Consider the following 12,892-nt stretch of genomic DNA (forward strand, 5'->3'; position numbering starts at 1 on the left):
GTCACCCGACCGGTGTCTCCGTAACGGCTACAACGGTCCTTGTGGTCGTTTCGGTCATCGCGGACACGGCGCCGCGTGCGGGCCCGAGCGGTCAGCGCGACCGCAGGCCCAGCCCGCCCAGGACGTGCTCCACCCGTTCGTTCTCGGTGGCGGTGAACCGGGCGAAGTCCGCGCCCGGGAGCCAGGCGTCGTGCCAGCCGTTCGCGGCCAGCACCTGCCGCCACTGCGGGGTGGCACGCATCGCGGCGACGGCGTCGGCCAGCGCGGCGCGGTCGGCTTCGGACAGCCCGGGCGGCGCGACCAGCCCGCGCCAGTTGCTGAACTCGACGTCCACCCCGGACTCGCGCAGTGTCGGCACGTCGAGGCCGAGCACGCGTTCGCCGGCGGTCACCGCGAGCACCCGCAGGTCACCGGTCCCGATCTGGTCGGCGAACTCGCCCACCCCGGACACCGCGAAGGCCACCTCGCCGCGCAGCACCGCCGCGAGCAGCGGACCGCCGCCGTCGTAGGACGCGTAGTGGACCCGGGCGGGCGCGATGCCGGCGCCCTCGGCCAGCAGCATCGTCGCGAGGTGGTCCGGCCCGCCGACGGTCGAGCCGCCGCCGACGGTGAGCCCGCCGGGAGCGGCGTGCCAGGCGTCGAGCAGGGCGCGGACGTCCCGGTAGGGCGAGTCCGCGGGCACGACCACGATCTCCGACTCCTCGGTCAGCCGCGCGATCGGAGTCGTGTCGGCGAGCGAGAGCGGGGTGTCGCGCGAGGCGGTCGCCCCGACCACCCCGAGCCCCATGCTCATCAGCAGCCTGCCGTTGCCGGCCTCGCCCTCGACCCGGCCGAGCCCGGCGATCCCGCCGGCACCGGACAGGTTGAACACCTCGACCGGACCGGTGATCCCGTTGTCGGACAACACCTTCGCCGCGCTGCGGGCGGTGACGTCGTAGCCGCCGCCCGGCGGGTTGGGCACGAGGATGCGCAGGTCGGACAGCGGCCGGGGCCCGCCGGTCAGCACGATCGGGACGACGACCGCGGCGAGGGCCAGCACGAGCACCGCGACCAGCGCGGCGAACGGGCCCCGGCGGGCGCGGCGGGCGGGCGGCGGCCCGCCGGGGCGCGCCACCGTCCCCACCATGCCCGCCCCCGTCGCCGTGTCGCTGCCGTGCCGTTGCAGCGCCGCTGTCGTGCCGCTGTCGTGCCGCTGCCTGCCGCCGCCGTCGGAGTCTGCGCGCCCGCGGCCGGGCCGGTCCACCGAGGGTGAGCCGCGCGACGCGTCGTCGTCCGCGGGCTCGGTCCCACGGTCCGCAGTCCCACGGTCCGCAGTCCCGCGGGCCGCGATCCATGGACCGTGCCCACGGATCGCAGTCCCACGGATCGCAGTCCCACGGATCGCGGTCCCACCGGTCGCGCGGTCGCCGCCGCGGGCACGCGCCCTACGCTGGGCGCATGCGACGGAGCGCCGGGGGGACCGGAGGGCCACTGGCCCGCCAGTTCCTCGTCTGGCAGCTGGTGGTCGTGGTCGTGCTGCTCGGCGCGGTCGCGGCGCTGGCCGCGGTGCAGTCGTCGGAGTCGTTCCGCGAGACCGAGGGGCGCCGGATGCTGTCGGTCGCCGAGGACGTCGCGTCCGTGCCGACCGTCCGCGAGGCGTTGCAGACCCGCCGCTACGACCTGCTGCCGTCGTTCGCCCGCAGCGCGGAGAACCTGTCCGGGGCCGACGAGATCGAGATCGTCGACGCCGGGCTGGTCGTGCGCACCTCACCCGACCCGTCCCGGGTCCGGCAGCGTTTCGATCCCGGCGCCAGCACCGCGCCGCGGGGCCGCGCCTGGGTCGGCAACTCCGACGGGCGCACCGTCGTCGCCCAGGTGCCGGTGATCGACGACCGGGGCGCCGTCGCCGGGCTGGTGTCGGCGGGGATCCGCGCGCCGTCGCTCTGGGAGTCCCTCGCCGGGGCCCGCGCCGAGACCGGCGCGCTGCTCGGACTGGCCCTGGGCCTCGGCGTCCTCGGGTCGCTGCTGCTCGCCCGCCGCGTCCGCCGCCAGACCCTCGGCCTGGAGCCGGACGAGATCGTCGAGCTGGTGCAGCGCCGGGAGGCGATGCTGCTCGGGATCAAGGAGGGCGTGGTCGGGCTGGACACCGCGAACCGGATCACCCTGCTCAACCCGGTCGCCCGCGAGCTGCTGCAGCTGCCCGGTGCCCGGGAGGGCGACGCCGTCGCCGACCTGGGGCTGGACGACCGGCTCCGCGAGGTCCTCACCGGCGCCGCCGACGGCGAGGACCAGCTCGTCCTGCTCGACACCCGGGCCCTGGTGCTCAACCGCCGCCCGGTCCGCGTCGACGGCCGCGACGTGGGCGCCGTGGTGACCCTGCGGGACCGCACCGAGCTCACCACCCTGCAGCACCGTCTCGACGCCTCGCACACCGTCACCGACACCCTGCGCGCGCAGGCCCACGAGTTCTCCAACCGGCTGCACACCATCGCCGGGCTCACCGAGCTCGGCGAGCACGACGAGGTGCGCCGGTTCGTCGCCGGGATCGTCGCCGCCTCGGAGGGCTGGCGACGCGAGGTCACCGCCAGCGTCGGCGACCCGGCGACGGCCGCGCTGCTCGTCGCGAAGAACAGCCAGGCCGCCGAGCGCGGCGTCGAGCTGGCCCTGGACCCGGAGTCCCGGCTCGACCCGACCGATCCCGACCACGACCCGGACCTGTCCGCCGACCTCGTGACCGTGCTCGGCAACCTGATCGACAACGCGATCGACGCGACCGCCGGGCACGAGGGCCCGCGCCGGATCGAGATCGGGCTCGCCGGCGGCGGCGACACCGACGGCGACGAGGTCTGGATCGAGGTCCGCGACTCCGGTCCCGGGATCGCCTCGGAGCTCGCCGAGGAGGTGTTCCGGGCCGGCTACTCCACCAAGGCCGCCGAGATCGGCGGCCGCGGGCTCGGCCTGGCCCTGGCCCGGCAGGCGTGCCTGCGCCGGGGTGGCACCATCGCGGTGCGGCCGGCGCCGGCCGGCAGGGCCGGTGCGGTCTTCGAGGCGGTGCTGCCGGTGGCGCCGACGGGGGTGCGGGTGTGAGGGTCCTGGTCGTCGACGACGACTTCATGGTCGCGAAGGTCCACTCCGGCTACGTGGAGCGGATCGAGGGCTGCACCGTGGTCGGCGTCGCGCACAACGGCGCCGACGCCCTCGACGCCGCCGCCCGGCTCCGCCCGGAGCTGGTGCTGCTCGACGTCTACCTCCCCGACATGTCCGGTCTGGAGGTGCTGACGCGGCTGCGCACCGGGGCCGCCGACGACCCGTTCGTGCTGGTCGTCACCGCCGCCGACGACTCCGACACGGTCGCCGCTGCGCTGCACGGCGGGGCGCTGCACTACCTGGTCAAGCCGTTCGACTCCGCCGCGCTCGCCGCCCAGGTGCACCGCGCGACGCGGATCCGGCGCGACCTGGACCGGGTCCGCGACCAGTCCGACATCGACCGGATCTTCGGCGGCACCGGTGCCGCCCCCGCCCGCACCCCCGGCGGCCCGGAACGCATGCCGAAGGGCCTCACCACCCCGACCGCCGAGCTCGTCGCGGGCACCCTGCGCGACCACTCGGGGACCGACGCGGAGGCCGACCTGTCGGCGACCGAGTGCGCCGAGGCCACCCGGCTGTCCCGGGTCAGCGCCCGCCGCTACCTGGAGCACTTCGTGTCGACCGGGCAGGTCACCGTACGGCTGCGCTACGGCGGCACCGGCCGCCCGGAGCGCCGCTACCGCTGGGTCGGCTGACCGGCCCCCGGCGGCGCCTGCTCCGCCTGCTGTGCTGCCGGGACGGCGTCCGCATCCGGTGTCGCCGGGTCGGCGTCCGCCTCCGGTGTCGCCGGGTCGGCGTCCGCCTCCTCGGCCTCGGCGGCGTGCTCCAGCAGCACCGCCGCGATCGGCTCGCACAGCAGGTCCGGCAGCGCGTGCCCCATCCCGTCGACGGTGACGAGCTGCGCCGCCGCCCCGATCCGCGCCGCCAGGTGGTCGGCGTGCGGCGGCGGGTGCACCGGGTCCTCCGGCGCCTCGACGACGAGAGTCGGCACCGTGACCGAGCCCAGCTCGCCGCCGCGGTCCAGCCCGTCGAGGTCGGCCTGGGCATGTGCGGTGCACGGCTCGACCCGCCCGGTGTGGTCCATGATCCGCCGCTCACGTGCGGCGAACTCGGCGCCGTCGAACGGCAGCACCCCGCCGGAGACCCGCCGCCAGTACTCGACCCGCCAGGCCAGCTCCCCGGCCTCGTCGCGCGGGTCGCCCAGCTCCTGCCACATCCGCCGGACGTCGCGGGTCGGGCCGGGCAGGTCGGCGTCGCCGGTGTCGAGCGCCGCGGAGCACGGCAGCGCCGCGGAACACAGCAGCGCCGCGCTGACCATGCGGTGCGGCGCGTCGAGCGCCAGCAGCTGGACCAGCGTCCCGCCCAGCCCCATCCCGACCAGGTGCGCCCGGCCGATCCCACAGCCGTCGAGCACCGCGAGCGCGTCGGTCGCGAGGTCGGTGACGGCGTAGGGCCGGTCCTCGAACGCGTGGGTGGAACGCCCGGTGTCACGGTGGTCGTAGCGGACCACCCGGTGCCGCTCGCGCAGGGCCTCGACCAGCGCGTCCGGCCAGCCGTACCCGGCCGAGCCCGCCCCGTTCACCAGCAGCACCGGCGCCGCCGGCGTCGGCCGGTGCGCGGGCAGGTCCTGCACCCAGAGGGTCACACCCGGCTCGGCCTCGACCGTACGCACGGTGCCCTGCGGCTCGACACCGGGCCGCTCCACACCGGGCCGCTCCACACCGGGGCTGTTCACACCGGGCAGGCTGCCAGACCGGCACGGACGCCCCGCCGGGGCCCGGCCCGGAACGCGCGACGGCCCGGTCCGCACAGGGCGGGCCGGGCCGTCGCGAGGCGCTGGGGGAAGGTCAGCCGACCTTCTCGATCAGCGCGGCGCGCTGACGGTCGCCGAGGCCGGCGGCACGACGCGACACGTCGATGCCGGCCTCCTCCATCACCTTGGAGACCTTCGCCGGGCCCCAGCCCGGGACGCTCTTCAGCAGATCGGCGACCTTGGTCTTGCCGACGATCTGGTCGGTCTTCGCGCGACCCAGCACAGCGGGGATGGTCTCCTCGCCGCTGGCGATCTTGTCGCGGAGCTCCTTGCGGGCGGTACGGGCCGCAGCCGCCTTCTTGAGCGCCTCGGCGCGCTGCTCCGGGGTCAGGGTGGGCAGAGCCATCGCTGACAACTCCTCTCGGTTCACGCACCCCGCTCACCGGGGTGGACTGCTATCTCCGATCGCGGTACAGACTGGCAGAGACATCGCCACGACCTGCGGGAACCCCCTCTTCAGGGCGTGTCGGGCCTGGTCACGGCCTTCCGTGGCGCTGTTCACCGCACCCGGGCGACCGCCCGTCGCACATTCGACGAGTGGGGCTGTTGCCGCAGGTCAGCGCGATGATGCAGCGGAAGCGGTGACGACGGGCTCACCCGTCGAGCACGGAGCGCAGTCCCGCGAGATCCCAGAGGGTCCGGACCTCGTCGATCCGGCCCTGCCGGACCCGCACCAGCTGCACCGCCAGCACCTCCGCCGCGCGCCCGGTGGGGGCGAGCCCGGGCAGCAGCCACGGCAGCTCCCGGTCGTGGGTGAAGCCGACGCGGACCTCGTCGACGACCCGGCGGACGTCGACGGTGCGGGACAACCGGGTCCGGGTCAGCCCGGACGGCCGGGCACCGGCGACGGCGGCCAGGTGCGCGGCGACCGCGTCCCGGCCGTGGCCCCCGGCGCGGGTGGGCAGCTCGGTCCAGCGCACGTCGGCAGCCAGCGCGGCCGTCGCCGGGCCGGGGTCCCCGTCGTCGTAGAGCGCGCCGGCCGCGGTGTCCCAGAGCCGCGCGATGTCACGCATCAGGACCTGCATCGCCGGGGTCACCCGAGCACGGTGCCACGTCGCGACCCACCCCCGCACGCGACGACGCCCGGAGGCGCGTGCCCCCGGGCGTCGGTCGTGGTGCGTGGGCCCGTTCAGGCCGTGGCGGCCGGGCGCTCGTCGGGCGCCGGTGGCGAGCCGGGCGAGACCCGCGGGTCCAGCTCGGCGCGCTCGTCGGTCTCGGCGCCCAGCGGCTTCTCGGGGTCGACCGCCTTGTCGTAGGAGGCGGTGACGCTGATCAGCCGGTGCCCGCGGTAGCGGGCGTAACGCAGCGACCGCAGCCAGTTGTAGAGCGTGCCGAAGCGGTTGCCCCAGCCGATCAGGAACATCACGTGCACGTAGCACCAGATGAAGTACCCGATCCAGCCGGTGAGCTTGATGCCGCGCACGTCGGCGACGGCCTCGCGCGCGCCGATCGTGGCCATCGAGCCCTTGTCGAAGTAGCGGAACGGGGCCGGGGTGGTGTCGTCGCCCTTGGCCCGCGCCTTGATCAGCTTGCCGACGTAGGTGCCCTGCTGCATCGCGACCTGCGCGACACCGGGCAGCCGGTCGATGGTGGAGACCATGTCGCCGATGGCGAACACGTCGCTGCGGCCCGGCAGGCTGCAGTCCGGGTCGACCGCCAGGCGCCCGGCCCGGTCGACCTCGCCGCCGGAGGCCTTCGCGAGCAGCTCGGCCAGCGGGGACGCCTGCACACCGGCGGCCCACACCTTGGTGCGGGCGACGATGCGCTCCTCGCCGTTCGGGCCCTTGACCGTGATGGAGTCGGCGTCCATGTCGGTCGCCATGGTGTTCAGGCGGACCTCGATGCCCTTCTTCTCCAGGGTCTTGCGGGTGTAGTCCTGCAGCTTCTTCGCGAACGGCGGGAGCACCGCCGGCGCCGCGTCGAGCAGGATGATCCGCGCGGAACGGGTGTCGATCGACCGGTACTCGCGGGGCAGCACGTACTGCGCCAGCTCGGCCAGCTGACCGGCCAGCTCGACACCGGTGGGGCCGGCGCCGACGACCACGAAGGTCATCCACGCCTGCTTCTCCTCCTCGGTCGTCGCGACCTCGGCGAGCTCGTAGGCACCCAGGATGCGCGAGCGCAGCAGCCGGGCGTCCTCGATCGACTTCATGCCGGGGGCGTGCTCGGCCCACTCCGGGTGCCCGAAGTAGGCGTGCGTGGCGCCCGCGGCGACGACGAGGGTGTCGTAGGGCAGCGTGATCCGTTGTCCGTCCGGCGCGGCCGCGTGCACGACCTTGGCCTCGAGGTCGATGTCGCCGACCTCGGCGAGCAGGGTGCGCACGTTGCGCTGCTTCTTCAGCACCCGGCGCAGCGCCGGGGCGGTCAGGCCGGGGGACAGGATGCCCGTCGCCACCTGGTAGAGCAGCGGCTGGAACAGGTGGTGGTTCGTGCGGTCGACGATGGTCACGTCGACATCGGCGCCCTTGAGCGCCTTGGCGGCCTGCACACCGCCGAACCCTCCGCCGACGATCACGACCTTGTGCCGGCCCTGCCGCTCGTCGTGCTCTGCCGTGCTCACCTGAGTCCGCCCCTTGTCGGTCGGTCCTGGCGCGGCGTCACCGCGCACCTGCTCGATGGCCGGTGTCGGTCCCCGCCTCCGGACCCTGAGTCCTGGTGTCGGCGGTGGACGGCGGCCGTCCTGGCCGGTCTCCGACCGTACGAACCCTCGGCCGCCGGGGCAATTCGGATCGCTCCGGAAACGCCTTTCAGAGTCCGAACTCACACGGTGGGGGAACGGAAGCCGGATGCGGGCTCGCCGACCGTGCGACGATGGAGCCCATGTGCGGGATCGTGGCTGCGTTCGGTGGACCCACGGCATGGCCGGGCGGTGAGCCCGCCGACCCCGAGAAGTACGAGCGGATGCTCGCCAGGGTGGCGCACCGCGGACCCGACGACACCGGCGTGCAGGTCGTCGGGAACACCTGGCTGGGCCACCAGCGCCTGTCGATCATAGACGTCAGCGGCGGGCGCCAGCCGATGTCCGACGCCGCGCGTACTGCCTGGATCGTCGGGAACGGCGAGATCTACAACCACGAGCGCATCGCCAAGGCGTTCCCGGACGGCACGGTGCGCACCAAGTCCGACACCGAGGCCGCGCTGCACGCGGTGATGTGGGACGGCCAGGCCGCGGTCGCCTCGCTCAACGGCATGTTCGCCGTCGCCATGGGGCGCACCGACGGTCCCGGGCTCGTCGCCCGGGACCCGTTCGGGGTCAAGCCGCTGTACTGGGTGCCGCCGGCAGAGTTCCGTGACGGCGGCGGTGCCGCCGGGATTGTCCCGTACACCGCGCCGGACCCGTCGGAGACGGTGCTGTTCGCCAGCGAGCTCCGTGCGTTCGACCCCGAGGACCGCCCGTACGTGCGCTCGTTCCCGCCCGGCTGCCTGTGGAGCCCGTCGTCGGGGCTGGTGCGGTTCGCCGACGCCGTGCCGGTCGAGGTCCGCCCGGCCCGCCGCGCGATCCGCCCCGGCTGGGACGACGCCGACCTGTCCCGGGTGCGCGAGGCCGTGGTGTCCGCGGTGCGCCGCCGGATGATGTCCGACGTCGGCGTCGGGGTGTTCCTGTCCGGTGGCCTCGACTCGGCGCTGGTCGCGGCCATCGCCGCGCAGGAGGCACGGGCTCGTGGCGAGCAGCTGCCCACCTTCGCCGTCGGGACCGCGGAGTCCGGCGACCTGATCGCGGCCCGCAAGGTCGCCGCGCACATCGGTTCGGACCACCACGAGGTCCTGGTGACGCCCGAGGACATCGCCGAGGCCCTCGACCACGCCGTCGAGGTCATCGAGCACTACGACCCGGCCCTGGTCCGCAGCGCCGTGCCCAACCTGATCCTCGCCCGCGAGGCGGCGAAGAAGGTCAAGGTCGTGCTGACCGGGGAGGGCGCCGACGAGCTGTTCGCCGGCTACTCCTACGTCCACGGTCCCGAGTACGCCGACCCGGACACCCTGCAGGCCGAGCTGGTCCGCTCGCTGGAGCAGCTGCACCACCTGAACCTGCAGCGCTGCGACCGGACCACCATGTACTTCGGGCTGGAGGCCCGCGAGCCGTTCCTCGACTCCGGCCTGGTCCGCGCCGCGCTGGCGCTGCCGCCGGAGTGGAAGCAGCGCCCCGGCGGCCGGCCGGAGAAGGCGATCCTGCGCGAGGCGTTCGAGGGCTGGCTGCCCGAGGACCTGCTGTGGCGCGGCAAGGAGCAGTTCGGCGACGGCTCCGGCGCCGGCACCGTGCTGGCCGAGCTGGCCGCCCGCAAGGCCGCCGCCGCGGCGGCCGCCGGGCTGACCGACGAGGTGCCCGAGCACCCGTCCGACTCCTGGCCGCTGCGCAGCGAGGAGGAGGTCCTCTACCACGGGATCTGGCGGTCCCACTTCGACGGGATCCGGCCGGACCACGTGCTCGGGGCCTTCGCGACGGCCTGAGCCCCGCTCACACCCGCGCGGCCGGTCCGACGGTGTCGGGATCCTCGGCGCGGCTCGCGCGGTCGGCCCGGGCGGCGTCGGCCAGCTCCTTCACCCCCGGGACGTCGTCGCCGTCCCAGCTGTCGGGGTCCCACAGCCCGGCGGCGGCGAGCGCCCGGCCGCAGTGCACGTAGGCGTCGTGCACGTCGACCAGCAGTGCGAGCGGCGGCGGCCGGTGCGCGGCCGGGCCCTGGCCCTCGGCGTCGGCCGGGCCCCACAGCGCCAGCACCGCGGGGTCGCGGGTCACCCGGGCGCGGCCGTGCACCCGCAGCACGTGCGTGGCGCGCGGCACGCAGAAGGTGAGTCCGATGCCGTCGTGCGCGAGCAGGTTGCGCATGCTGTCGACGCGCCGGTTGCCCGGCCGCTCCGGGACCGCGAGGCGCCGGCCGCCGTCGAGCACCCGGACCGAGCCGGGTGCGTCGCCGCGCGGGGTCACCGTGACCGTGCCGTCCGGCGCGGTGGTGCCCAGGAACACCAGCGGGGAGGCGGCGACGAACCGGGCGGCGACCTCGTCGACCCGGTCGGTGGACTTGCCCGCGACCATCGGGTGCGGCGCGGCGACCACCTCGCGCAGCTCGTCCTCGGTCCGCACCGCGTCCGGTTCGGGGGCCGGGGCGGCCGGCGTGGGAACCGGGTGGTGCCGTCCGACGGGCACGATCATCGGGGTGCCCGCGACCGGGTCGGGCACCACCCGCGACTCCATCCCGAAGACCCGGCGCACCAGGTCGGCGGTCATCGTCGTCGCGGGCGGGCCCTGCGCGACGATCGCACCGTCGGCCATCGCGATCAGGTGGTCGGCGTAGCGGCAGGCCAGGTTCAGGTCGTGCAGGACGACGACGACCGTGCTGCCCCGCTCCCGGTTCCGGTCGACGAGCAGGTCCAGCACCTCCACCGCGTGCGGCAGGTCCAGGAACGTCGTCGGCTCGTCGAGCAGCAGGGCCCCGGTGTCCTGGGCCAGCACCATCGCGATCCACACACGCTGGCGCTGACCGCCGGACAGCTCGTCGACCGGGCGGTCGGCCAGCTCCAGCACCCCGGTCGCGCGCATCGCCTCGGCGACGGCGGCGTCGTCGGCGTCGCCGCGGCCGCCGAACCAGCCCTGGTGCGGGGACCGGCCGCGTTCCACCAGGTCGGCGACGGTGATGCCGTCCGGGGCGGTCGGGGACTGCGGGAGCAGCCCGAGCCTGCGGGCCAGCTCGCGGCCGGACAGCGACCGGACGTCGGTGCCGTCGAGGCGCACGGTCCCGGCGGCCGGGGCGACGATCCGGCCCAGCCCGCGCAGCAGGGTGGACTTGCCGCAGGCGTTCGGGCCGACGATCACGGTGATCCGGCCGGGCGGGACGTGCACGGTCAGGCCGTCGACGACGACGCGCTCGTCGTAGCGCAGGACCAGGCCGTCGGCGTCCAGTGCGGGCCCGGCGGGCACGGTGGCGGGGGTGGTCACGGGGTTCCTCCGGTCCGGGAGCGGGCGAGCAGCCACAGCAGGTAGGGGGCGCCGATCGCACCGGTGACGACACCCGCGGGCAGGGCGACCTCGGCGATCAGCGTGCGGGCGACGACGTCGGCGAACAGCACCAGCGCGGCCCCGACACCGGCGGCGTGCGGCAGCGACGCCCGCCCGGGGCCGGCGAGCCGGGCGGCGAGCGGCCCGCTGACGAGCGCGACGAACGACACCGGCCCGGCCGCGGCGACCGCGGCCGCCACGAGCAGGACGGCCACCGCCAGCAGCGCGCCCCGGGCCCGGCCGACGGGCAGCCCGAGCGCGGTCGCGGTGTCGTCACCGAGCTCCAGGCGGGGCAGCGCACGGGCCAGCAGCAGCGCCGCGGGTACGAGCACCGCGCAGGCCGTCGCCAGCGGGACCGCGGTCGACCAGCCGGTCTCGGTGACGCTGCCGGTCAGCCAGACCAGTGTCTGCTGCGCCGTGGTCAGCGACGCGGTGATCATCAGGTAGGAGACGACGGCCATCGCGGCCGACCCGATCCCGACCCCGACCAGCACGAAGCGGGTACCGCCGAGGCCGTCGCGGCGGGCCAGGACGGCGACGAGCAGCGCCGCCGCGACGGCGCCCAGCACCGCACCGGCCGAGGTCCCGGTGGCGGACAGACCGAGCACGATCGAGGCGGTCACCGCACCGACGGCGGCGCCGGCACCCACACCGATCACGTCCGGGCTGGCCAGGGTGTTGCGCAGCACCCGCTGGAACAGCGCCCCGGCCAGGCCGAGGGCCGCGCCGACCAGGAGCGCGGTCAACGCGCGCGGCATCCGCAGCCGCAGCACCACCAGCTCGGTGCGCGGCGTGCCGAGCCCGGTCAGCGCGGCCAGCACGTCGCCGGGCCCGAGGCCCTGTGCACCCACCGAGAGGGAGGTGACGAACGCGGCGAGCACGGCGACGGTGACGGCGAGCCCGGCCGTCGTACGACGGCGCCGGGCCCGGGCCCGGATCCGGCGCAGCACCGCGGTGGGATCCCCGACGGGGACGGTCCCGGTGCTCATCGCAGGAACCTCCGCCGCCGGACCAGCGCGACGAACAGCGGGGCGCCGACGACGGCCGTCACCACCCCGGCCTGGACCTCGCCCGGCGGGGCGACGACCCGGCCGAGCACGTCCGCGGCCAGCAGCAGGACGGGTCCGGCGAGCGCCGCCAGCGGCAGCACCACCCGGTGGTCGGTCCCGGCGAGGCGGCGCACCAGGTGCGGCACGGCGAGCCCGAGGAAGGCGATCGGCCCCGCGGCTGCGGTCGCGGCCCCGGCCAGCACGACCAGGGCCACTCCGCACACGGCGCGGTCGGTCCCGACCGGGCGGCCGAAGGACCGGGCGACGTCGTCGCCGAGCGCCAGCGCGTTCAGCCGCGGACCGCAGGTCAGGGCCAGTGCGAGCCCGGCGACGACGAACGGGGCCGCCTGCGCTGCGATCCCGAGGTCCCGGCCGGCGACCGAGCCGACCTGCCAGAACCGGTAGTCGTCGAAGGCCTGGGGGTCGGTGAGCAGGAACAGGATGGTGATCGACTGCAGGCCCGCGGCGAGCGCGGCGCCCGCCAGGGCGAGTGTCGCGGGGGAGACGCTGCCGCGGCGGCCGATGCCGGCCACCCCGGCGACGACGACGGCCGCCACCGCCGCCCCGGCGAAGCCGAACCAGACGTAGCCGCTGAGGGTGTCGACGCCGAGCAGCGCGATCCCGAGCACGACGGCCAGGGCGGCGCCGGTGTTGAGCCCGAGGATGCCGGGCTCGGCGATCGGGTTGCGCGTCATGCCCTGGGCGAGCACTCCGGCCACACCGAGCGCGGCCCCGGCCAGGACCGCCAGCACCGTGCGCGGCAGCCGCACCTCGGTGACCACGAGCGCGTCCGGGGAGGTCCGGTCGACGGCCCCGGTCAACACGTCCAGCACGAACCCCGGCGCGAGCGGCCGGGCACCGACCAGCAGGCCGAGCGCGGCCACGGCCAGCAGGGCGACGGTCAGGCCGGCCACGGCGGGCCACCGCCGCCGCTGGACCGTCGCCGGCGCATCCGGAGGGGACGGGACGGTG

At 75.8% G+C, this 12,892-nt stretch carries 11 protein-coding genes; 3 read left to right on the forward strand and 8 right to left on the reverse strand.

Annotated features, from left to right (window positions below):
* Window positions 1-91 precede the first annotated feature (91 nt).
* Window positions 92-1,243: a tripartite tricarboxylate transporter substrate binding protein gene (locus Ae505Ps2_RS13705; RefSeq protein ID WP_249265265.1), complete on the reverse strand. Its 1,152-nt coding sequence runs from the start codon at window positions 1,241-1,243 to the stop codon at window positions 92-94.
* Between the two features lie 194 nt (window positions 1,244-1,437).
* Between Ae505Ps2_RS13705 and Ae505Ps2_RS13710 the strand changes: the two genes are divergently transcribed.
* The gene (locus Ae505Ps2_RS13710) at window positions 1,438-3,066 is read left to right on the forward strand and encodes an ATP-binding protein (protein ID WP_075307866.1); all 1,629 of its coding nucleotides are present in this window, start codon (window positions 1,438-1,440) and stop codon (window positions 3,064-3,066) included.
* Window positions 3,063-3,761 (forward strand): response regulator, encoded by a 699-nt coding sequence (locus Ae505Ps2_RS13715; RefSeq protein WP_020621798.1) that lies wholly within the window; start codon window positions 3,063-3,065, stop codon window positions 3,759-3,761. Before Ae505Ps2_RS13710 ends, Ae505Ps2_RS13715 begins: the two co-directional genes overlap by 4 nt.
* Here Ae505Ps2_RS13715 and Ae505Ps2_RS13720 read toward each other — a convergent pair.
* The 4 genes from Ae505Ps2_RS13720 to Ae505Ps2_RS13735 all read right to left on the reverse strand — a co-directional run bounded on the left by Ae505Ps2_RS13720 (window position 3,743) and on the right by Ae505Ps2_RS13735 (window position 7,439).
* Window positions 3,743-4,801 carry an alpha/beta hydrolase gene (locus tag Ae505Ps2_RS13720; protein ID WP_249265266.1) on the reverse strand — a complete coding sequence of 353 codons (1,059 nt, stop codon included), beginning with the start codon at window positions 4,799-4,801 and terminating at the stop codon, window positions 3,743-3,745. The two genes, Ae505Ps2_RS13715 and Ae505Ps2_RS13720, sit on opposite strands and share 19 nt — an antisense overlap.
* 112 nt (window positions 4,802-4,913) lie before the next feature.
* Window positions 4,914-5,225 carry an integration host factor, actinobacterial type gene (gene mihF, locus Ae505Ps2_RS13725; protein WP_020621796.1) on the reverse strand — a complete coding sequence of 104 codons (312 nt, stop codon included), beginning with the start codon at window positions 5,223-5,225 and terminating at the stop codon, window positions 4,914-4,916.
* Window positions 5,226-5,472: 247 nt separating this feature from the next.
* Complete coding sequence (locus tag Ae505Ps2_RS13730; protein ID WP_020621795.1) at window positions 5,473-5,916, reverse strand: nuclear transport factor 2 family protein; 444 nt, start codon at window positions 5,914-5,916, stop codon at window positions 5,473-5,475.
* Between the two features lie 92 nt (window positions 5,917-6,008).
* Window positions 6,009-7,439, reverse strand: coding sequence for an NAD(P)/FAD-dependent oxidoreductase (locus Ae505Ps2_RS13735; protein WP_075333071.1), 1,431 nt, complete (start codon window positions 7,437-7,439; stop codon window positions 6,009-6,011).
* 251 nt (window positions 7,440-7,690) lie between these two features.
* On the opposite strand from Ae505Ps2_RS13735, the gene asnB reads away from it, so the two are divergent.
* Window positions 7,691-9,328, forward strand: coding sequence for an asparagine synthase (glutamine-hydrolyzing) (gene asnB, locus Ae505Ps2_RS13740; protein WP_075553675.1), 1,638 nt, complete (start codon window positions 7,691-7,693; stop codon window positions 9,326-9,328).
* Between the two features lie 7 nt (window positions 9,329-9,335).
* Here the strand turns inward: asnB and Ae505Ps2_RS34235 are convergent, their stop codons facing one another.
* The 3 genes from Ae505Ps2_RS34235 to Ae505Ps2_RS13755 are packed head-to-tail and all read right to left on the reverse strand — an operon-like array spanning window position 9,336 to window position 12,834.
* A complete protein-coding gene (locus Ae505Ps2_RS34235) occupies window positions 9,336-10,811 on the reverse strand; it encodes an ATP-binding cassette domain-containing protein (protein ID WP_337819528.1) in 1,476 nt (491 codons plus the stop codon).
* A complete protein-coding gene (locus Ae505Ps2_RS13750; protein WP_075307856.1) occupies window positions 10,808-11,860 on the reverse strand; it encodes an iron chelate uptake ABC transporter family permease subunit in 1,053 nt (350 codons plus the stop codon). The genes Ae505Ps2_RS34235 and Ae505Ps2_RS13750 overlap by 4 nt, the downstream gene beginning before the upstream one ends.
* Window positions 11,857-12,834, reverse strand: coding sequence for an iron ABC transporter permease (locus Ae505Ps2_RS13755; protein WP_075307855.1), 978 nt, complete (start codon window positions 12,832-12,834; stop codon window positions 11,857-11,859). Before Ae505Ps2_RS13755 ends, Ae505Ps2_RS13750 begins: the two co-directional genes overlap by 4 nt.
* Window positions 12,835-12,892 lie beyond the last annotated feature (58 nt).

It is taken from the genome of Pseudonocardia sp. Ae505_Ps2 (assembly GCF_001932425.1).
Classification (GTDB): domain Bacteria; phylum Actinomycetota; class Actinomycetes; order Mycobacteriales; family Pseudonocardiaceae; genus Pseudonocardia.

Excerpts from the sequence above, each read along its gene's own strand:
- Ae505Ps2_RS13750 (WP_075307856.1), bottom strand. The coding sequence starts at position 11,860 with ATGAGCACCGGGACCGTCCCCGTCGGGGATCCCACCGCGGTGCTGCGC.
- Ae505Ps2_RS13710 (WP_075307866.1), top strand. The coding sequence starts at position 1,438 with ATGCGACGGAGCGCCGGGGGGACCGGAGGGCCACTGGCCCGCCAGTTC.
- asnB (WP_075553675.1), top strand. The coding sequence starts at position 7,691 with ATGGAGCCCATGTGCGGGATCGTGGCTGCGTTCGGTGGACCCACGGCA.
- mihF (WP_020621796.1), bottom strand. The coding sequence starts at position 5,225 with ATGGCTCTGCCCACCCTGACCCCGGAGCAGCGCGCCGAGGCGCTCAAG.